At 70.5% G+C, this 21,279-nt stretch carries 15 protein-coding genes; 8 read left to right on the forward strand and 7 right to left on the reverse strand.

From position 1 onward, the window contains the following. Positions 1-184 precede the first annotated feature (184 nt). From PWG71_RS14735 to PWG71_RS14750, 4 genes are all read left to right on the forward strand, one after another. Complete coding sequence (locus PWG71_RS14735; RefSeq protein WP_274810277.1) at positions 185-2,671, forward strand: DNA gyrase/topoisomerase IV subunit A; 2,487 nt, start codon at positions 185-187, stop codon at positions 2,669-2,671. An 81-nt stretch (positions 2,672-2,752) separates the two neighbouring features. Beyond that, complete coding sequence (locus PWG71_RS14740; protein WP_274810278.1) at positions 2,753-3,283, forward strand: beta-class carbonic anhydrase; 531 nt, start codon at positions 2,753-2,755, stop codon at positions 3,281-3,283. 116 nt (positions 3,284-3,399) lie between these two features. After that, positions 3,400-3,726 carry a tetratricopeptide repeat protein gene (locus PWG71_RS14745; RefSeq protein WP_274810279.1) on the forward strand — a complete coding sequence of 109 codons (327 nt, stop codon included), beginning with the start codon at positions 3,400-3,402 and terminating at the stop codon, positions 3,724-3,726. Between the two features lie 69 nt (positions 3,727-3,795). After that, positions 3,796-4,920, forward strand: coding sequence for a PLP-dependent cysteine synthase family protein (locus PWG71_RS14750; RefSeq protein ID WP_274810280.1), 1,125 nt, complete (start codon positions 3,796-3,798; stop codon positions 4,918-4,920). Between the two features lie 193 nt (positions 4,921-5,113). Here PWG71_RS14750 and PWG71_RS14755 read toward each other — a convergent pair whose 3' ends face one another. Beyond that, a complete protein-coding gene (locus PWG71_RS14755; RefSeq protein ID WP_274810281.1) occupies positions 5,114-7,222 on the reverse strand; it encodes a DNA gyrase/topoisomerase IV subunit B in 2,109 nt (702 codons plus the stop codon). A 488-nt stretch (positions 7,223-7,710) separates the two neighbouring features. Here PWG71_RS14755 and PWG71_RS14760 point away from each other — a divergent pair, with 488 nt between their 5' ends. Continuing rightward, complete coding sequence (locus PWG71_RS14760; protein WP_274810282.1) at positions 7,711-7,914, forward strand: DUF7455 domain-containing protein; 204 nt, start codon at positions 7,711-7,713, stop codon at positions 7,912-7,914. A 70-nt stretch (positions 7,915-7,984) separates the two neighbouring features. Here the strand turns inward: PWG71_RS14760 and PWG71_RS14765 are convergent, their stop codons facing one another. Further along, positions 7,985-8,656 carry a GNAT family N-acetyltransferase gene (locus PWG71_RS14765; protein ID WP_274810283.1) on the reverse strand — a complete coding sequence of 224 codons (672 nt, stop codon included), beginning with the start codon at positions 8,654-8,656 and terminating at the stop codon, positions 7,985-7,987. Positions 8,657-8,792: 136 nt separating this feature from the next. Here PWG71_RS14765 and yaaA point away from each other — a divergent pair, with 136 nt between their 5' ends. Then, positions 8,793-9,584 carry a peroxide stress protein YaaA gene (yaaA, locus tag PWG71_RS14770; protein WP_274810284.1) on the forward strand — a complete coding sequence of 264 codons (792 nt, stop codon included), beginning with the start codon at positions 8,793-8,795 and terminating at the stop codon, positions 9,582-9,584. Positions 9,585-9,892: 308 nt separating this feature from the next. On the opposite strand, the gene PWG71_RS14775 is transcribed toward yaaA, so the two are convergent. Further along, a complete protein-coding gene (locus PWG71_RS14775) occupies positions 9,893-11,605 on the reverse strand; it encodes an RNA polymerase sigma factor (protein WP_274810285.1) in 1,713 nt (570 codons plus the stop codon). Positions 11,606-11,881: 276 nt separating this feature from the next. Next, a complete protein-coding gene (locus PWG71_RS14780) occupies positions 11,882-13,957 on the reverse strand; it encodes a SpoIIE family protein phosphatase (protein WP_274810286.1) in 2,076 nt (691 codons plus the stop codon). Positions 13,958-14,527: 570 nt separating this feature from the next. Between PWG71_RS14780 and PWG71_RS14785 the strand changes: the two genes are divergently transcribed. Both PWG71_RS14785 and PWG71_RS14790 read left to right on the forward strand, forming a co-directional pair. Then, positions 14,528-14,815 carry a hypothetical protein gene (locus PWG71_RS14785; protein WP_274810287.1) on the forward strand — a complete coding sequence of 96 codons (288 nt, stop codon included), beginning with the start codon at positions 14,528-14,530 and terminating at the stop codon, positions 14,813-14,815. Positions 14,816-15,022: 207 nt separating this feature from the next. After that, positions 15,023-16,615 (forward strand): hypothetical protein, encoded by a 1,593-nt coding sequence (locus PWG71_RS14790; RefSeq protein ID WP_274810397.1) that lies wholly within the window; start codon positions 15,023-15,025, stop codon positions 16,613-16,615. A 198-nt stretch (positions 16,616-16,813) separates the two neighbouring features. Here PWG71_RS14790 and PWG71_RS14795 read toward each other — a convergent pair whose 3' ends face one another. From PWG71_RS14795 to PWG71_RS14805, 3 genes are all read right to left on the reverse strand, one after another. Further along, positions 16,814-17,611 carry a tyrosine-protein phosphatase gene (locus PWG71_RS14795; protein ID WP_274810288.1) on the reverse strand — a complete coding sequence of 266 codons (798 nt, stop codon included), beginning with the start codon at positions 17,609-17,611 and terminating at the stop codon, positions 16,814-16,816. Between the two features lie 43 nt (positions 17,612-17,654). After that, entirely contained in the window at positions 17,655-18,395 is a 741-nt protein-coding gene (locus tag PWG71_RS14800; RefSeq protein ID WP_274810289.1) for a nucleotidyltransferase family protein, read from the reverse strand. Positions 18,396-18,799: 404 nt separating this feature from the next. Next, positions 18,800-21,238: an AAA family ATPase gene (locus tag PWG71_RS14805; RefSeq protein WP_274810290.1), complete on the reverse strand. Its 2,439-nt coding sequence runs from the start codon at positions 21,236-21,238 to the stop codon at positions 18,800-18,802. Between the last annotated feature and the right edge of the window lie 41 nt (positions 21,239-21,279).

The following is a 21,279-nucleotide window of genomic DNA, read 5'->3' on the forward strand; positions in this document are numbered from 1 at the left end:
CCACCGGCCGACCGGCCACGGATCCGCCCCGGCCCCGCCGGGGCGGATCCGCCTGTTCGGGGCCGACATCCGAGGTCGAAAAGCGGTCTTCCGTGGGACGAAAACCACCAGTCGCGCGACTCACACACGCCCGACCACGCGCCCGCGTACGTTTCAGTCTCTGGCTAGGGCCAGAATTACGGACATGGCCCGTACAACTTCCCACCCCCCCGAGGATCTCGCCGAGAAGATCATCGACATCGACGTCTCCGAGGAGATGCGCGGCAGCTTCCTGGAGTACGCCTACTCGGTGATCTACCAGCGCGCGCTGCCCGACGCGCGCGACGGCATGAAACCCGTTCAGCGCCGCATCCTCTACCAGATGAACGAAATGGGGTTGCGTCCGGAGAAGGGGCACGTCAAGTGCGCCCGCGTGGTCGGTGAGGTGATGGGCCGCCTGCACCCTCACGGTGACAGCGCCATCTACGACGCGCTGGTGCGCCTGAGCCAGCCCTTCGCCATGCGCGTCCCCCTGGTCGACGGCCACGGCAACTTCGGCTCCCTGGGCGGCGACGACGCCCCCGCCGCGATGCGTTACACCGAGGCCCGTCTGGCCAAGGCCGCCGAACTCCTGGTCTCGGGCATCGACGAGGACGTCGTCGACTTCAAGCCCAACTACGACGGACAGGAGACCGAACCGGAGGTCCTTCCCGCGGCCTTCCCGAACCTGCTGGTCAACGGTGCCTCGGGCATCGCGGTCGGCATGGCCACCAACATGGCCCCGCACAACCTGGGCGAGGTCGTCGCGGCCGCCCGCCACCTCATCGCCCATCCCGAAGCCACCCTGGAGGAGCTCACCGAGTTCGTCCCCGGACCCGACCTGCCCACCGGCGGCACCATCGTCGGCCTGGACGGCATCCGCGACGCCTACCGCAACGGCCGGGGCACGTTCAAGACCCGCGCCACCGTCTCCATCGAGAAGGTCAGCGCCCGTCGCACCGGCCTGATCATCACCGAACTCCCCTACAACGTGGGCCCGGAGAAGGTCGTCGCCCGCATCAAGGAGCTGGTGCAGTCCAAGAAGCTCCAGGGCATCTCCGACCTCAAGGACCTCACCGACCGCAACCAGGGTCTGCGCCTGGTCATCGAGCTCAAGAACGGCTTCAACCCCGAGGCCGTCCTGGAGGAGCTGTACCGGCTCACGCCGATGGAGGAGTCCTTCGGCATCAACAACGTCGCCCTGGTGGAGGGCCAGCCCCAGACCCTGGGCCTGCGCGAACTCCTCCAGGTCTACGTCGGGCACCGTCTGGAGGTCGTGCGCCGGCGCAGCGAGTTCCGTCGCCGCAAGCGCCGCGAGCGCCTGCACCTGGTGGACGGCCTGCTCGTGGCCCTGCTCGACATCGACCGGGTCATCGCGCTCATCCGCGAGGCGGACGACTCCACGGCGGCCCGCGAGTCGCTCATGGCGGCCTACGACCTGTCGGAGATCCAGGCCCGCTACATCCTGGACACCCCGCTGCGCAGGCTGACCCGGTTCGACCGACTGGAGCTGGAGACCGAGCGCGATCAGCTGAACAAGGAGATCGACGAGCTCACCTCCATCCTGGAGTCGGACAAGAAGCTGCGTCGGGTCGTCTCCAAGGAACTGGGCGACGTCTCCAAGGCGTTCGCCACCCCGCGCCGTACCCGCCTGCGCGAGAGCGACGGCGCCGCTCGGGCCGCGGTCATCCCGCTGGAGATGGCCGACCAGCCCTGCCACGTCCTCATGGACGTCGACGGGCAGATCGGCCGCAGCAAGGGCGCCACCCCGCCGCGCATGTACGAGGGCCTGCGGGTACGCCACGACGCGATCGCCGTCTCGGTCCCGACCACCTCCCGGTCGGACGTGGGACTGGTCACCGACCTGGGGCGGATGATCCGTGTCCCCGTGGTGGAGCTGCCGGAACTGCCCGACGAGGGCGAGGAGGCGCCACCGTTGGCGTCCGGACTCCAGGTCACCGAGTTCGTCCAGCTGGACGAGGGCGAACGGGTGGTGTCGGTGGTGTCGATGGACTCCCCGGGTCCCGGCTTCGTGCTGGGCACCGTCGGCGGCGTCGTCAAGCGGGTCGCCCCGGACTATCCGTCCAACAAGGACGACTTCGAGGTCATCACCCTCAAGGAGGGCGACCGGATCATCGGTGTCTCCCAGTTGTCCACCGGCGAGGAGGACCTGGCCTTCGTCACCTCCGAGGCGCAGCTGCTGCGCTTCTCCGCCACCACCGTGCGACCGCAGGGCCGCCCCGCCGGCGGGGTCGCGGGCGTCCGTCTCTCGGAGGAGGCGCGCGTGCTGTGGTTCGGCGCGGTGAGCAGTCCGGACGACTCCGTGGTGGTCACGGTGTCGGGCGCGGGCAACGTCCTGGAGGGCACCCAGGCCGGTTCGGCCAAGGTCACGCCGTTCTCCGCCTACCCGGCCAAGGGCCGTGCCACCGGCGGTGTGCGCTGCCACCGCTACCTCAAGGACGAGGACACGCTGCTGATGGCGTGGATCGGTCGGGGACCGGCCCGAGCCGCCCGCGCCGACGGGAAACCGGTCCGGCTGCCCGACACGACCGACCGTCGGGACGGGTCGGGCGAGACCCTGCCCCGCGCGATCGTTACGGTGGGAAGCGGACGGACCGAGTTCGGCATCACGACGCCGAGGTCCGGCGGCTGAATTCGTCGCAACATGCCGTGCACATCGATCTGGTTCGATGTGCGCGGCATCGTCGTGACAACGGAAAGAGGGGATTCACCGGTGAGTGACGACAACGGAACCGCTCCGGCGGGCGGCGCGTTCGAGGACGTCTTCACGGCCAACGCCGACTACGCCGCACAGTACGCGATGGCGGGGCTCAAGCCCGTCGCCGCACGCGGCCTGGCGCTGGTGACGTGCATGGACTCCAGGATCGAACCGCTGGACATGCTGGGCCTGAAGCCCGGCGACGCCAAGATCCTGCGCAACGCGGGGGCCAGGGTCACCGATGACACGCTGCGCACCCTGGTGCTGGCCGTCTACCTGCTCGGGGTGGACCGGGTGCTGGTCCTGCCGCACACCCGCTGCAAGATGGCGTCCGTGCCCAGCGACGACGCCGTGCACGACGTCATCATGGAGGAGCACGGGGTGGACACCCGCAGTCTGGAGTTCCACACCGACAATGACCAGCAGGGGGCGTTGCGGCACGACCTGGAGCGCATCCGGCACCACCCACTGCTGCCCGCCGGGCTCGCGGTGGCCGGGGCGATCTACGACGTGGACACCGGACGGATCTCGCCCGTCGACTTCTGAGCCGGGGCGGCGCGGGCGTGTGCGCCGACGGTGACCGGGGATCAATCAGGGGAATGCGGTCGTCTCCCCGACCGTTGTGACCCGAGGACGGCCCCGTGCCGCCGGGAGGAGCACTCGTGGAAGAGAGCACGTACGACATCTACAACCGCGCCCGCATGTTCATGGAACTGGGCGACCCCATCTACGCGGCCAAGACGCTGGAACCGGCGATCGAGGACGAACCCGACAGCCGTTCCCTGTTGGAGCTGCTCGGTCGCGCCTACTTCCACTCCGCACAGCTGACCCGGGCGGAACGGACCTTCCGCCGGATCATCGAACTGGACCCGGTGGACAACTGGGCGCACATCGCGCTGGCCCGGACCCTGGAGCGGCAGAGCCGGCACGAGGAGGCGGCCACCTACCGCCGTATGCACGCGGTGATGTCGGGCGGCTCCCTCGACTGAGGCCCGAGACCGAAGGCCCCCGGGACACCGTCCCGGGGGCCTCGTCGTACGCCCGCTACGCTGCTGCCCATGGCACCCTCAACAGATCCGGACGGCACCCCGTGGGTGGACCGATGTAGCGACTCCCGCAGGTCGTGGGCCGATGAGGCCGTCCGCAAGGTGATCGCCGACGCCAACCGCTCGGCCGACACCCACCTGCACGTGTTCCCGCTGCCCCCCGAGTGGGGCATCGACCTCTACCTCAAGGACGAGTCGGTCCACCCGACCGGCAGCCTCAAGCACCGGCTGGCGCGGTCCCTGTTCCTGTACGGGCTGGCCAACGGGTGGATCGAGGAGGGCACCACGATCGTGGAGGCCAGTTCGGGTTCCACGGCGGTGTCGGAGGCCTATTTCGCCCGGCTGCTCGGGCTGGAGTTCATCACGGTCATCCCGCGCAGGACGAGCCCGGAGAAGATCGCCCTCATCGAGCGGTACGGGGGTCGCTGCCACTTCGTGGACACCCCGCCGGAGATGTACTCGGAGGCGGAGCGGCTGGCCGCGGAGAGCGGCGGCCACTACATGGACCAGTTCACCTACGCCGAGCGGGCCACCGACTGGCGGGGCAACAACAACATCGCCGAGTCGATCTTCGAGCAGTTGTCGATGGAGCGCCACCCGTGCCCGGAGTGGGTCGTGGTGGGCGCGGGGACCGGCGGCACCTCGGCGACGATCGGCCGCTACCTGCGCTACCGCCGTCTGCACACCCGGCTCGCGGTGGTCGACCCGGAGAACTCGGCGTTCTTCCCGGGGTGGGTGACGGGCACCCCGGACTACGCCACGGGAATGCCCTCGCGCATCGAGGGCATCGGCCGTCCCCGTATGGAGCCCAGTTTCGTGCCCTCGGTGATCGACCTGATGATGCCGGTGCCCGACGCGGCGAGCATCGCCGCCATGCGCCACCTGTACGACCGCACCGGGCTGTCGGCGGGCGGCTCGACCGGCACCAACCTGTGGGGGGTGTGGCATCTGATGGCCCGGATGCTCCGTGAGGGCCGTCAGGGCAGCGTGGTGACCCTCATCTGCGACGGCGGCGAACGCTACCGGCACAGCTACCACAACGACGCCTGGGTGGCCGAGCGCGGGCTGGACCCCGCCCCGTACCGGGAGGCGATCGACCGCTTCCTGGACGAGGGCGTGTGGGCGCCTCCCGCCTGAGGGCGCCCCGCACACGGGCCGTCGGACCCGGAACACGTCGCGCACGAGCCCGACGGCCGACCACGCGAGACGCTCGGCCGGGAAACCCCGGCCGAGCGTCCGGTCGAACCCGTTCGATCAACGAGGCGTCGCGAAGACCCCTGGAATCCACCCACCCCCGGGGCCCTTCCGAGTCCGTGCCGCGGGCACCGGATCAGGCGTCGATACGGGCGACGTCCAGTTCCTGGGCGCCCTGCTGGATGAACCGGCGGCGCGGCGCGACCTCGTTGCCCATGAGCAGGTTGAACACGGTCGCGGCCTCTTCGGCCTGCTCCACCCGGATGCGGCGCAGGGTGCGGTGGCGCGGGTCCATGGTGGTCTCGGCCAGCTGGTCGGCGTCCATCTCGCCCAGACCCTTGTAGCGCTGTATCGGCTCCTTCCAGGAGACGTTGCGCTTCTCCAGGTCGAGCAGGGTGCGCCGGAGCTCGGCGTCCGAGTAGGTGTAGATGTACCGGTCCTCGGGCTTGGCCCCCCGCTTGCGGCGGATGTTGGTCAGCTCGATGCGGTGCAGGGGCGGGACCGCGGCGAACACCCGACCGGCCTCCAGCATGGGCCGCATGTAGCGGTAGATGAGGGTGAGCAACAGGCAGCGGATGTGCGCGCCGTCGACGTCGGCGTCGGCCATGAGGATGATCCGGCCGTAGCGGGCGGCGTCGATGTCGAAGCTCCGGCCCGAGCCGGCGCCGATCACCTGGAGGATCGCGGCGCACTCGGCGTTCTTGAGCATGTCGGCGACCGACGACTTCTGCACGTTGAGGATCTTGCCGCGGATGGGCAGCAGCGCCTGGAACTCGGAGTCGCGGGCCAGCTTGGCGGTGCCCAGCGCCGAGTCCCCCTCGACGATGAACAGTTCGCTGCGGTCCAGGCCCTCGCTGCGGCAGTCCACCAGCTTCGCGGGCAGCGCCGAGTTCTCCAGGGCCGTCTTGCGCCGCTGGGTCTCGCGCTGCTGGCGGGCGGCCAGCCGTGCCTTGGCCGCGTTGACGACCTTCTCCATGACGGTGCGGGCCTTGGCCTTGTCCGTCTTCTTCGCGGAGGTGAGGAATTCGCGCAGTTCCCGGCCGACCACCTGGGAGACGATGCGGGCGGCCGCCGAGGTGCCCAGGATCTCCTTGGTCTGCCCCTCGAACTGGGGCTCGGGCAGGCGGACGGTGACGACCGCGGTGAGCCCCTCCTGGGTGTCGTCCTTGGTGACGGGGTCGTCGCTGTTCCTGAGCAGCTTGACGGCGCGCAGCTGGTCGTTGATGACCCGGACCAGGGCCCGCTCGAAGCCGTTGATGTGGGTGCCGCCCTTGGGCGTGGCGATGACGTTGACGAAGGAGCGGATCGTGGTGTCGTATCCGGTGCCCCAGCGCAGGGCGACGTCGACGTCCAGGCGGCGCTCGACGTCGGCGGGCACCATGTGCCCGGCCTCGTCCAGCACGGGAACGGTCTCGGTGAAGTTGCCGCTGCCCTGAATGCGCAGGACGTCGCTGACGGGGTCGTCGGGAGCCAGGAAGGTGCAGAACTCGCCGATTCCGCCGTCGAAACGGAAATCCTCCTCGTAGGGCTTCTCCTCGCCCTCCACGCGCTCGTCGCGCACGGCGATGGTCAGACCCGGTACCAGGAACGCGGTCTGACGGGCCCGCTCCAGGAGGGACTCCCTGGCGATCTCGGCGCCCTTGATGAAGATCTGCATGTCCGGCCAGAACCGGATGCGGGTGCCGGAGAGCTTCCTGGCGATCTTGCGGACCTGCTCCAGCCCGGAGACGGGGGTGAAGTCCGCGTCGGGACCCGCCCCCGCGAAGCGACCGGGGATGCCCCGGCGGAAGGAGATGGCGTGGGTGTTCCCCTGCCGGTCGACCTCGATGTCGACGCGGGCGGAGAGGGCGTTGACCACGGAGGCGCCGACGCCGTGCAGGCCGCCGGAGGCGGTGTAGGAGCCGCTGCCGAACTTACCGCCGGCGTGGAGCTTGGTCATGACCAGTTCCACACCGGACAGACCGCTCTTGGGCTCTATGTCGACGGGGATGCCGCGGCCGTCGTCGGCGACCGACACCGAGCCGTCGCCGTGCAGGACGACGTCGATGCGGGTGCAGTGCCCGCCGAGGGCCTCGTCGACGGAGTTGTCGATGATCTCCCACATGCAGTGGGTGAGGCCGCGGCTGTCGGTGGACCCGATGTACATGCCCGGACGTTTGCGCACCGCCTCAAGACCTTCGAGGACCGACAGGTGCCGGGCGGAATAGTCCTCGGGGTCGTGGACGGCTGCGGTCAAGGCGGTCACTCGGACATCTCCTGCGTCTTGGGGGCCATCGGGGCTCGGATGCGGTGCGTGCCCTTTGTACCGCGCCGCACCGACGAATAGGGCCGGGCCACGACGTACGGGTCTGTTCACCTCGTGCGCCGAGGGAGGTTCGGGCTGGTTCGTACGGGTCCGGCGTCGTCGCCGGCCGGGTCGCCCGGGGCGGGCTCCATGGTGACCGGGTACGGCCCGGAGAGCGGGAATCGCGGTCGGAAGGGTGCTGCCCCGCGCGAGACTACCACCTCTGGTGGATGCGACCTGGATACTCCCCTTTTCCGGGGATGCGCGGGGCCTTCCGGGGGTACAACGAGGAGTAGAAATGATGTCAGGCCGCAAAGGCCCCAAAGGGAGTTTTCCAGGCACCAATCAGGCGGATTCCGCTGTCGGCGTACACGGCCCCGGGTTGGGAACGTCTGGGTCGGGTTAGATGTTGTCTGAGGTGACCGACGCCGAGTATTGAGGATGGCGAAGTGACTGGAACCCTTGCCCCCACCCAGCCGCTGACGGCTGCTGACCGTTGCGACCGCTGTGGTGCACAGGCTTACGTTCGGGTGCTGCTGAACTCCGGCGGTGAGCTGCTGTTCTGCGCGCACCACATGCGCAAGCACGATGATTCCCTCCGAAAGATCGCTTCGGACATCCAAGACGAGACCGACAAGCTCACCGACAAGTAGCGTCGGACACACATGGACCACGGCGGCGGCCCCTCGCAGGGGGTCGCCGCCGATGTGCGTTCGAGGCCGCTCAGCCCAGGACCCGGTTGTGGTACCGGGAGCGCTCGGTGAAGCCGAAGCGCTCATAGAGACGCCGCGCCGACGTGTTCTCCGTCACCACGCACAGGTAGACGTCGTCGGCGCCCTCGTCGTGGGCCGCCGCCATCAGATCGGCCAGGATCGCCGAGGCGACGCCCCGCCGCCGGGCCCGGGGCACGGTGACCATGGCGCAGACGGCCGCCGACCTCCCCGACAGCACCGCGCATCCGCGACCGGTCCCGTCGGGCGCGGTCGCGTACAGGGCGGTGGTCCGCCCCAGGATGCGGGCGATCACCTCCGCCCCCTCCGGGCCCGAGGAGAGCCAATCGGCCCCCGGCGTGTCGGAGACCATCGTGACGCCGGGGGCGTCGGGGCGCTCCCGCGATTCCCGGACCAGCACCGACGTGGGTTCGACCATCGCGTACCCGTGTGCGGCCAGGCGGGCGTCCGCCGCCTCCTCCCCCGGCCAGATCTGGGCGCACGGGGTCATCCCCCGTTCCCGGTAGAAGGAGGTGACCTCGGCCGGATCCGCGTCGGGGTCCAGGAGCAGGGCGCTGTTGGCCCGTTTGGTCACCCCCTCCGTCACCCCGAACCGCCATCCGCCGCGCTCGACCACCTCGAAGGCCGGCCAGTCCCGCGCCACCCGTGCCGCCCACTCGTGCATGTCCGGTGCCCCTTCTCCTCCGCGATGAAGACCGTGGATCCTGGCGAGTGGCCTCTCCGGCACCCGCCCCCGGGGCACCGACCACGCCCTAACATGTGGGCTGACCACCCTGTTCGACCCGGGAGACCTTTCGATCATGCTCATCCTGTTGCCACCGTCCGAGGGTAAGGCCACCTCCGGTGAAGGGCCTCGGGTGGCCCTGGAGTCGTTGACCCTGCCCGCGTTGACCCCCGCTCGTCGGGAGGTCGTGGCGGCGTTGACGGAACTGTGCTCGGGACCGGAGGACACCGCGATGGAGGTGCTGGGGCTGACCCCGGGGCGGGCCGACGCGGTCAAACGCGATCTGGACGTGGTCTCCGCCCCGACCCTGCGGGCCGCCGAACTGTACACCGGCGTGCTCTACGACCGTCTCGGGCTGCCCTCCCTGCTGGCGGAGCGTCCCGACCACGTCCGGGAGCGGGTGCTGATCTTCTCCGGCCTGTGGGGCGTGGTCGGGCCGACCGATGCGCTGCCGCCCTACCGGTTGTCGATGGGCGTGAAGCTGCCGCCCCTGGGCGGGTTGGGCGCGTACTGGCGCGGGGCGCTGGCCGGACCGCTCGGTGAACTGGCCGAGGGACGGCTGCTGGTGGACTGCCGCTCGGCGACCTACGCCACCGCGTTCAAGCCCAGGGGCGCCGACGCCGAACGGTCGGTGTCGGTGCGCGTGCTGCGCGAACGGGTCGTCGGCACGGAGGTGAGGCGTTCGGTCGTCAGCCACATGGCCAAGGCCACCCGGGGGGACATCGCCAGGTCGTTGCTGGCCGAAGGGGTCGAGGCGGCCGACGTGGCGGGGTTGGCCTCGGCCCTGCGGGATCTGGGTCACACGGTGGAGACGCCCGAGACCGCGGCGGGCGCCCCGCGCGTCCTCGACGTGGTCGTCCGGGACTGAGGGCGGGGTCGCGCGATCGCGGTCCGTGAGATAACGACCCGGTATCGCGACTTTATGCCGCGCCTACAGGCCCTGCGAAAGCATGGACCCGTCGGACGGACGACACACCTGGGATCGATTCACCGCGGCCGGGCGGTTCCCGGTCCGGTCGGCGCGTGTGGGAGCGCGACGGCCGCACGGTGCGGAACGCGGGCGTCGCCACACCCGTCGACCGACGAAGGCACCGAAGAACCCGTGTGCCCTCGCGCTCTGGAGCGTGAGGGCACACGGGTTCAGGCCGTTTCAGGCCATGACGTACTCAGGACGGCCTAGTCCAGGTAGTCGCGGAGCACCTGGGAACGCGACGGGTGACGGAGCTTGGACATCGTCTTGCTCTCGATCTGCCGGATGCGCTCTCGGGTGACCCCGTAGACCTTGCCGATCTCGTCTAAGGTCTTCGGCTGACCGTCGGTGAGACCGAAGCGCATCGACACCACGCCGGCCTCGCGCTCGGACAGGGTGTCCAGCACCGAGTGCAGCTGCTCCTGGAGCAGGGTGAAGCTGACCGCCTCGCCCGGCTGGATCGCCTCGGAGTCCTCGATGAGGTCACCGAACTCGCTGTCGCCGTCCTCGCCCAGCGGAGTGTGCAGGGAGATCGGCTCACGGCCGTACTTCTGCACCTCGACGACCTTCTCAGGGGTCATGTCGAGTTCCTTGGCCAGCTCCTCCGGGGTGGGCTCGCGGCCCAGGTCCTGGAGCATCTGGCGCTGGACGCGGGCCAGCTTGTTGATGACCTCGACCATGTGCACCGGGATGCGGATGGTGCGGGCCTGGTCGGCCATCGCGCGGGTGATCGCCTGGCGGATCCACCACGTGGCGTAGGTCGAGAACTTGAAGCCCTTGGTGTAGTCGAACTTCTCCACCGCGCGGATCAGACCGAGGTTGCCCTCCTGGATGAGGTCCAGGAAGAGCATGCCGCGGCCGGTGTAACGCTTGGCCAGCGACACCACCAGACGGAGGTTGGCCTCCAACAGGTGCTTCTTGGCGCGGCCGCCGTCCTCGGCGATCCACTCCAGTTCGTCGCGCAGCTCGAAGGAGAGGACGTCGCCCTCTTCGGCGAGCTTCTCCTCGGCGAACAGGCCGGCCTCGATGCGCTTGGCGAGTTCGACCTCCTGCTCGGCGTTGAGGAGGGGCACCTTGCCGATCTGCTTGAGGTAGTCCTTGACCGGGTCCGCGGTGGCGCCGGCGGCGACCACCTGGGCGGCGGGGGCGTCGTCGTCATCGTCGTACAGGACGAAGGACTCGTCCTCGTTCCCGGTCTTGACGGGAGCGCCGACGGCCTCGGGACGGACCGGCTTGGCGTCCTTCTCGGGCGCCTCCTCGGTGGTGTCCTCGACCAGCTCCAGCTCGGCGCCGGTGTGCTCAAGGTCGGCGAGGTCGTCCTCGTCGAACTCCTCCGCGTCCGGAGCCAGCTCCAGGTCCTTCTTGCCCGCGGTCTTGCGACCGGCGGTCTTCTTGGCCGCGGCGGGGTCCTTCACGGTGGTCTTCTTGGCGGCCGGCGCGGTCTTCTTCGCGGCGGTCGCGGTGGGCTTCTTCGCGGCCGGCGCCTTCTTGGCGGCGGCCTTGCGAGCTGGGGCCTTCTTGGCGGCGTCGGCTTCGGCCTCGGAGGAGTCGACGACGGCGGTGACCGTCTCCGGCTGCTCCTGGGCGGCCGCGGCGCGCACCGGCTTGGCGGCCCGGGTCGTGGTCGTGGTGACCGTGGTGGACCTGGTCGAGGTGGACCGCGTGGTCGCCGTCTTGCGCCGCGTGGTCTTGCGTCGGGAGGACGCCGACTCGGGAACGAGCACGGTCACACCCTCCTTCGCGAGGCTGCGGAGCACGGACTGCGCCTGCGACATCGGGATTTCGGCCTCTTCGAAGGCACGGCGCACGTCCTCGGGCTCAAGATAGCCCTGGGACCGCCCACGCTCGATCAGCTGCTGAATGACGGGCTCTTGCAGTGACTCGGACTGCTTCGAGCGAGTCGAACTGGCAGATGACACAAACACCTCTCGAACGGACGTGTGGCGAGATTGTCGGACCCGGTGATCCGCCTGACCGGGACCGGGCACCGCGCCCTCTCCCGCCTGCGGCCTGGGATCGTCCCCGCCGGAGCGGGGAAGCCGTTTGTCTTTCAAGCGTATGCGCTCTCGGAGATCATCCCCCGCAAGAGACGCACCGGGAGCGGTCGGCTCCTCGGGCTGCTGCGTGGGATCACCCCCGTGCGGGGCGGAACGGCTTCTTCACTGTAGGCAAGGCAATGGACTTGTTCGTACGGTCTACCGCTCCTTCTCACGGTGAGCCTCCTCCGTGTGCGACCTCAGGTCCGGCACGGAATCGATCACCGGGAGTTGGACGGCGAGCAGAGTGACGTCATCGTCCTGCTCATACCCTTCGAGCATGCTCTCAACAAGGTACTCCAGCATCTGCTGTGGATCGCCCACCACCTCCGGAGGAGCCGAGGACGCCACGTCGACGAGTTCGTCGAGTCCGGAGTCGACGGACCGTTTGCGGTTCTCTACCAGTCCATCGGAGTAGAGGGCGACGGTGTTACCGGGTTGCACGAAGAATTTGTGATGACCTCTCGGTGAGGTGATCCCCAACGGCGTGTCGGGGTCGGTGTCCAACAGCGAGGGCCGGGCCCCGCCCGCCACGACCAGCGGCGGAAGGTGTCCCGCGTTGCTGAGGTCGAGTTGGCCGGTGACCGGGTCCAGGACGAAGTACACCAGGGTGGTGACCTGATCCATGCCCTCTGTGGCGCTGAACATGCGGTCCAGACCGGTGAGAACGTCGGCGGGCTCCGGCATGGAGAACGCCAATGCGCGCAACGCGTTACGGATGCGACTCATTCCCGCGGCGGCCGGGATCCCCTTGCCCATGACGTCGCCCAGGACGCCGGCGACACGGCCGTCCGGCAGCGGAAAGGCGTCGTACCAGTCGCCGCCGACCTGGACGTGGCGGGAACCGGATCGGTAGTAGGCGGCCAGGCGCACGCCGCGCACCTCGGGGAGTTCGTCCGGCAACAGACTGCGCTGGAGTTCCTCGGCGGTGTTGTGCTCCTGCTCGTAGAGGGCCGCGCGGCCGATGGCCAGGGCGCACTGCCCGGCCAGCGCCTCCAGGAACACCCGCTCTTCGTCGCCGATCTCGCGGGGGGCCGAGAAGGCGAAGCGCAGGGCGCCGATGGGGCGGCCGGCCACCATCATGGGCAGGGCCGCCCAGGCGCGCTCGGGGGTGAGCCGGACCAGTTCGTCGACCTCGGGGGCGTCCTCCAGGAGGGCGCCGAGTTCGGTCGGGTCGGCGGCCATCCGGGGGAGGCGGTCGGCGATCGCGCGGGCCGCGATGTCGGGGTGTTCGAGGGGGAAGGAGGCCCGGGGCAGCGGGCGGTCCCCGTAGGCGACGACGGTGTCCAGGCGCAGACGGTTGCGGTCGAGGAGGACCACGCAGGTGTGGTCGGCGCCCACACCGGAGCGGCCGATCTCGGACATGGCGGCGACGACCTCGTCCGCGGTGAGCGCCTCGGCCAGGTCGGAGGTGGCCTTCTGGAGGCGGGCGGTGCGCATGGCCGCCTCACTGAGCTGCTGGTTGAGGCGCTGGCGGAGTTCGTCGGCCTCGCGCTCGGTGGTGACGTCGACGAGGCTGCCGACCCACTCGACGACCTCGCCGCCCTCCATGACGGGTTTGGCCCGGGCCCGGTAGTGGGCGTAGCCGCCGGAGTGGGTGCGCACGCGGAACAGGGCGTCGAAGGGGGTGCGGTCCAGCACGGCGTCGTCCCAGGCGCGTTCGACGCCGGAGCGGTCATCGGGGTGCAGGGCGGCGAACCAGCCCCGGCCGAGGTAGTCCTGCGGGCTCTGGCCGGTGACGTTGCGCCATGGGGGGCTGTCCTCGTGGACCTCGCCCTCGGCGTCGGCGGTCCAGACGATCTGGTTGCCGACCTGGAGGAGGGCGCGCAGGCGCTGTTCGTCCCGGTGCACCTCGCCGCCGTCACGGACGGCGATGAGGGCGACGTGGGGGTCCCCGGTGGCGGGGTCGGAGACGGGGAACCACGTGAGGTCCCACAGTCGGCCGTCGGCGGTGCGATGCCGGCCGCGGACGACCCGGCCTCCCCCGTGGTCGACGGTCTCCGCGTCGCCGACCGGGGCTCCGCAGGCGCTCAGTAATTCGGCCGGGTCGTGGCCCGGACAGAGTTCGGGTGCCAGACCGAGCATCTCCGCCACGAGTCGGTTGACGGCGACGATCCGGCCATCGGAACCGACGAGGGCGAATCCGATCGGGGAATCGTCCAGAAGCGATCGGACCGCGTCGGTCAGAACGACATCATCGGTCCGGGGCGGCGGAATGGACGTCTCGGCGCTCACCTGCTCGACACCTCCGCAAAACCCTCGGATTTCCCGATCCCGGGGGATCGGCTGCCTGGACCGCGCGGACCCGTCGACCGTGCGATCGGACCGCGAACGGGAGAACGTCGAGGGCGCGGTGCCGAATGTGATCGGGGGGATCCACGGCCCTCGGGAGTCACGTCCCACGACTCCTCTCGGCCGCTGTCACGGCTCAAGCATAGGACACACCGGTGCGGGCGCAACGGCCGACGGGGAGGGGGCCGCGCGCGACCATGGAAGGTAAATAATAGGCCACCGGGGGCCATCGTTCGGGAAGACCATTGGTTTTCCTCGGACGTTTTTCCCTGAATTACTAAGGATGGAGATGCTTGTCCGGTTTGGACTCGCGACTCGGAAACAGATCTGTCATATGTCCGAAACGTCCCTTTCGCCTTGTTGACCTGCGGTGATGGTGGTGCTCAAGTAAACGATGCACCCCCGAGGTTTTATCAACAGCGCACCGGGAGAGGGGTTGACAGTCCGCTCAGAACAAGTGGAATGGGTGGAGGTCACCGTCCAGGCCATCTTCAACCAGGAGTGTGAGCGAGAATGCTCCAGACCTTCCCGGTCCAGGATCTACGGCGGATCTCGGCACGTCTGCACGACGAGTTCAACGGTCTGTCCCACCGCTGCGTCGAGCAGTGCGTCAGCGACACCTGGCACTGCATCGAACATCTGGGCATCGCGGTCACACCGCACCTGGTCGAGCGGGTCGCCCGCGAACACCTGGAGGCGATGATCAACTCCGTGCCGCCCTCGCAGATCACCCGGAAGACCACCAGGCGACAGAGCACGACACTGTTCACGGGACACCGGGCCGTGCCACAACCGCACTGACCCGTCGCATCACGAGGATGAGGGGCGCGCCCGCCGGGACGCGCCCCGTTTCCGTCCCGGCAAGCAGGGACGAACCGCGAGAAACCATGCGAAAACACCGGAGCGTGAGTCCCGGCCCCGAGGCTGTCATACGCTCGGATCGTGCCCTCCCCTACACCTCCCTCAGCCGCGAACCCGGAACCGGTTCCCGGAGCCGTCTTCGACGAGATGCTCCGCGCCGCCAGGGCGCTGTTGGCCATGCGGCATCCGCTCGACGCCGAGATCGCCTTCAGCGAACTGCTCGGCACCTGGTGGGGCGAACGCGTGCCCGGCCTCGACGTCGAGCGTCTGCTCGGCGAGGGCCTGATCACCCACGCCGCGGCCTCCGGCAAACCGGCCGGCCTCGGCGTCCTGGCCGCGATCGCCGCCCTGGGCACCGCGCCCGATCGGCGCCTGCTCGCCGAGCAGGGGATGATCGCGCTGCGCGAACAGGGCCTCCAGGTACCCGAATGGGCGTCCCAGCTGGGCCGGGTCGTGCCGCTGGCCGCCTATGTCAACAGCGACCTGTTCGGGGACACCGACGACGTGGTGTGCGTGTTCGGTCGGGGGGAGAGCACCCCCGTCCCGGAACCCGAGCACGCCCTCATCCTGGTGGTGGACCACAACGCCGGCGGCGTGCTGCGCGACGCCTGGGTCACCACCAAGGTCGAGCGGCTCCTGGAGGGGTGCCGGGAACGGGCCGCCACCGACGAGTTCACGCGGTTCGCCGAACTGGACCCCGCCCAGGCCCGGGTGCGGCTGGTCCGCGCGCTGCGCGTCACCGAACGGGTCATCGGGGGCGGCGGCGCGGACGCCCTGCCCCTGCCCGCGGGTCTGACCGCCGCCGATCTGACGGGCGGTTCCCTGGCCGCCCACTTCGCGCTGGCCAACGCCCGGGTGCGGGCGCTGCCCGAGCCCCGCGAGGACGCCGCCGGGGAGGTTCTCCCGGTGTGGCGACGCGATCGTCGGGCGGTGCTGGCCGCCCGGTTCCTGGCCTCCGACGAGGCCGCGGAGCTGTCGGACTCCTACACGGCGAGCCGGTGCGCCGACCACATCATCGCCTACGGCTGCGACGTGGACGCCGGTCGGCCCATGCGCGTGAGCCCGCGCAAGGTGGAGGCCTTCCTGCTGCGCTGGCTCCCGGGGCGGGTGGTCCTGCTACCGGAGGAGCAGGAGGCCATGCCGCACGTGCTGGCGGCGTGGGTGCGCTGGGCCGGCCCGCGCACCGGTCTGCCGGAGGTCGCCGTGGGGGCGACCCTGGACACGGTGTGGGAGTCCATCGCCGAGTTCACCCGGGTCTACCGGGACCCGGCCCGGCCCTTGGGGCTGCGTCAGGAGGCGGTGCGCCGGCTGCTGCCCGACGGCGACTTCTCCGCACTGGCCCGGCGCATGTTCGCGTTCCCGCTGTTGACCAGCGAACTGGTCAGCGGAGCGCTTGAGGAGTTCGACCCGGCGACCCCGCAGGGACGACGGGCCCTCCTGCGCCTGGACCACTACGGCGAGTACGAGGCGGCCACCCCGCACAACGGCCGCCACTCCACCGGGCGGGACCACTGGTACCGGCCGGTGACCGGGGACGACCCGGATCGGGAACGGGAGCTGGCCCGACACGAACGGCTGGCCGAACGCCTGTGGTTCGGGCGTCCGGCGGAGCTGTGGGCGGCGGCCCGGCGGCTGCTCGACCAGGGCCGGGACCGATCCGCGGTCCTGGCCGCCCTGGGCGAGGTGCTGGACGCGGCCTCCGACAACGCCGACCTGCGCCGCCGTCTCGACGCCCTCTGACCCGGACCCGACCGGACCCGGGGAGCGCTCCGGCCCCGACGAACGGGCGCCGGGTTCCGGGGGCCGAGACGGCCGTCGCGACCCCCGTCCGCCCCTGGGGGTCCCGACGGGAGAGCGGCGGCCTCACGCCTCGGAGGCGTCCCCCCGCCGGCCTTCGGAGCCCCGTGCGCGCCCTCGCCCCCCGGGGCGCGCCCCCGCTCAGGAGATCATGCGTTCGCGCAGGGACTCCACGGTGGCGGAGGACAGGCCCAGGCCGTCGGACACATAACCGTCGAAGGACCCGTACACCTCGTCGACGTGGGTGAAGGCGGTCTCCAGGTACTCGGCGCGCACGCGGGCCATCGGTGCGACCTCCTCCCACGTCAGGCCGCTGTGCTCCGACAGCATGCGCATCCACTTGTCGGTGTTCTCCTGCCGCTCGTTGCTGGCCAGGTAGTCGGCGACGACGACCGTGCGGTCCACGCCCAGGAGGCTGAGCAGCAGTGCGGCGCCCCAGCCGGTGCGGTCCTTGCCGGCACTGCAATGGAAGACCAGGGCGGTGGGACCCTTGGCGGCGCGTTCCACCAGGTCGCGGTAGCCGGTGAGGGCGATCTCGTCGGTGACCAGCTCACGGTAGACGGCGAACATGAAGCGTTCGGCGGCGCCGTCGGCGAACATGGCGCGGGCGCGTTCGCGGTCCATGAGGGCCTCGGAGAAGTTCCCCCCGGCCGCCCGGGGACCCTGCACGGAGACGGCGGTGTAGGCGGCGCCTTCGGGGGTGATGTCCGGCAGGTTCACGCGTTCGTGCTCGGTGCGCAGGTCGATGAGCTGGCGGATGCCCAGACCGTTGTAGACCGGCAGGTCCGGCTCGGAGATGGTGTGCAGCGCGTCCGAACGGTACAGCATGCCGTGGCGGACCGTGCCTCCCCCTGCGGCGCGGTGGCCGCCGAGGTCGCGGAAGTTGGGGGCGCTGGAGAGGATGAAACCGTCGTTCGTCACGAAAACGACGATACCCATTGCCGCTCCGGCGCCCCTCGGCCGGTGGCCGCGGTCGAGGCGGTCAGCCGACCTCCTGCCCCGGCCGCATGGCGGTGATCTGCTCTCCCGCCTCCTTGACGTCCTTCGCGGTGTCCACACCGCGCCAGAAACCCGTGATGCGGTAGGCGGTGAGCCGTCCCTCTCCGGCCAGGTCGGGGAAGGTCGACGACTCGTGGTCGCCCTTGACCGGCAGGAGCCGGGTGATACCGGGCTCGAACAGGTAGACGCCGGCGTTGATCCACACCGGCAGCAACGGGCTCTGGGTGAACCCCTCGATCCGGTCCTCGTCGTCGACGTCGACGATGCCCCAGGTGGTGCGGAACTGGGCGAGGGCCAGCGTGGCCAGACCGCCCTTGGCACGGTGGTGGGCGGTCATCTCGTCCAGGGGGAACCAGGTGAGGACGTCACCGTTGAGCGCGAAGTAGGGGGCGTCCGGGTCGGCGAGACCCTGGGAGGCGTAACGCAGTGCCCCGCCCCGGCCGAGGGGTTCGTCCTCCACCAGGAGGGTGATCCCGGGTCCGCCGGGGCGGGCGTCCAGGTACTCGCGCAGCACGTCGGCCTTGTAGCCGCAGGAGACCACGACGTGTTCGACGCCGTGACCAGCCAGCCATTCCAGTTGGTAGTCGATGATGGGCCTGCCGGCCACCTCCACCATCGCCTTGGGGCGGGTGTCGGTGTAGGGCCGCAGCCGGGTGGCCTGCCCGCCGGCCAGGATCAACGCCTGGGTGACGGGGGGCGCGGGGGTCGGGGATGAAGCGGTCATCGGGATCCTTCCGAGGGGACCTCGGCCGTCCGGCCGGGTGGAGATCGGGCCTCTGCGGAGCAGGATGGGGAACGGCGGTCCGCCTCGGAGAGGACCGTCTCCCACCGGTTCGGCGAAACCCGCACATCCGCACCTGCGCCGGCGCTGACTCGTTCCGCGACCCGGGCGGGGGCCGGGCCCCGGTCGGTCCACCGCCGGGCCCGCGGGATGTGATGTCCGTGGAGCCCGTGTGAGACCGATGCGGTACCCCGTCCCCGCCGTTGATCCGGGTCGGCGGCCGGCCGCGGCGCGGAGGACCCGACCTGTGAGGGAAGGTCCCCCCCGCTTCGGCCGGGAGAGAAGTCAAGGTCGGACACTAGCAGTACGCGAAGATCCGCGTCCGGTGCCCCGTGGACCGTTCGCCGTCACGTCTGCTGGGTGACCTCCGCGTAGGCGGAACGGACGTCGGCGCTGGTGAGCACGGTGAGTTCGGCGGCGGTCGCCTCGTCGCCCACCTCCTGGGAGACCCGCAGGTCGCGCTGGGAGCACGCCTTCTCGAACAGGGAGCGGGCGAACCGGCCGTTGCCGAGTTCGTCGATCCAGCCCTCCTCGCACACGTGGGAGAAGATGCTGCGCAGGTCCTCCACGGCGATGTCGTCGAAGGCGTCGCCGGTGCGGGCGGCCAGCGTCTCGGCGATCTCGGTGAGTTCGTCGGCGGTGTAGGAGGGGAACCGCACCCGGACGTTGAACCGTGAGGCCAACCCCGAGTTGGAGGCCAGGAACCGTTCCATCTCGGCGGGGTAGCCGGCGAGCACCACCACCAGGCGGGACCGGTCGTCCTCGGCGCGCTTGAGGAGGGTCTGCACGGCCTCGTTGCCGAAGGCGTCGCCGCCGCTGTAGCCGGGGTTGACGAGCGCGTAGGCCTCGTCGACGAACAGCACCCCGCCCAGGGCCCGGTCGACGAGCCGGTTCGTCTTGATGGCCGTGGCGCCCAGGTGTTCGCCGACCAGGTCCGCGCGCTGGGCCTCCACGACGTCGGCGCGGGCCAGCATGCCCAGCGCGGCGAAGACCCGGCCCAGCACCCGGGCGACGGTGGTCTTGCCGGTGCCGGGCGGACCGGAGAAGACGAAGTGCCGCATGGGCGCGTGGTTGAGCAGGCCCTGCTCCTCGCGCAGCCGGGCCACCCGCAACTGGGCGACCAGGGAGCGGACCTGGGACTTGACCGGTTCCAGGCCGATCATGGAGTCGAGTTCGGCCAGGGCCTCCTCGATGCCGGGCGCCTCGCCGAATCCGGGCAGGCGCGCGGTCAACTCGTCATAGGCGGTGACGACGTCGGCGGCCCGCAGGGTGATGAGGTCCTCGGCCTCGGGGCGGGGCGCGGGGCGGTCGCCCGCCACCCCGGTGGTGACCACCCGCACGTCGCGGGCCTGCGCCGCCTTCTCCACCAGGGATCGGGCGAAGCGGCCGTTGCCCAGGTCGTCGACCGCTTCCCGCTGCACGGTCTGGTCCAGTCTTCGCCGCAGGGTCCGGACCGCCTCGGGGTCCAGGACGTCGCCGCGCTGGCGGACCAGGGACTCGGCGATCCGGAACAGTTCGTCGGCGGTGTAGCTGGGGAAGGTGATGCGGGTGGCGAAGCGTGAGGCCAGACCGGGGTTGGAGGACAGGAAGGCGTCCATCTCCTTCTCGTAGCCGGCCAGGACGATGACGAGCCGCTCCCGGTCGTCCTCGGCGCGCTTGAGGAGGGTCTGCACGGCCTCGTTCCCGAACCGGTCGCTCTGCCCGTCGCCCTCGTTGACGAGGGAGTAGGCCTCGTCGATGAACAGCACCCCGCCCAGGGCGCTGTCGATGAGCTCGTTGGTCTTGATGGCGGTGGCGCCCAGGTACTCCCCCACCAGATCGGCGCGTTGGGCCTCCACGACGCGGGCGGTGGGCAGCAGGCCGAAGGAGTGGAAGATCGTGGCCAGGGTGCGGGCCACGCTCGTCTTGCCGGTTCCGGGAGGTCCGGAGAAGACCAGGTGGCGCAGGGGGCGTTCGACCGGGAAGCCGGCGTCGGCGCGCAACCGCGCCGCCTCGATGGACGCGGCCAGTCCCCGGACCTGCTGCTTGACCGGGTCCAGGCCGATCATCGCCTCCAGTTCGGCCAGGGCCTCGTCGACGGGGACCGGCTCCGCGTCGTCGTCGGGGACGGCGCGTTCGCGGGAGGAGCCCACGGGGCGGGCGTTGTCGGCGCGGCCCTGTGCGCGTTCGGTGCGGGGACGTCGGCTGACGGGAGGGGGATCGCTGCGTGCGCTCTCCCGGGCGGCGCTCGCCTCCCGTCGGATCTGGCGGGAGGCGGACAGCCGCCACAGCAGGCAGGCTCCCGCCGCGACGTAGAGCGCCCCGATGCCCCAGCCCGAGGGCAGGGCGGTGGTGATCATGCCGACCAGGGCCAGGGAGAAGCCGCCGATGAGACCGGCGGTGAGGGACAGGGCCGCGGTGTGCCAGACGGGGAACTCGCGTACGGCGGTGGCGGCCAGGACCACCAGCAGGGGCAGGGGCGGCACCAGCAGGGTGACGGGTTCGCCGGGGAGCGGTATCTGGAAGAGGGGGACGGCGACCGCGAGCCAGACCAGGCACACGATGACGGTGACGAAGGCGTCGGCGGAGCGCATCAGGGCGGCGAAGAGCAGGAGCAGGGCGAGGGCGACGGTGACCGCGGTGGGCACGGGCACCGAGGCGACCAGGGCGACGACGGCCACGACGGTGAGCACGACCACGCCGCCGACCAGGCGTCTGCCCAGGGGAACGGCCTGGTAGCGGCCGCGCAGTCGGTCCAGGCCGGAGGGTCCGGAGACCGCGGTACCGGGGCGCGTGTCGCGCGTCATCGGTGCCCCTTCCTGCGTGGGGGTCCGTGGGGAGACGGGCT

Source organism: Nocardiopsis sp. N85 (assembly GCF_028882275.1).
GTDB lineage: Bacteria > Actinomycetota > Actinomycetes > Streptosporangiales > Streptosporangiaceae > Nocardiopsis > Nocardiopsis lambiniae.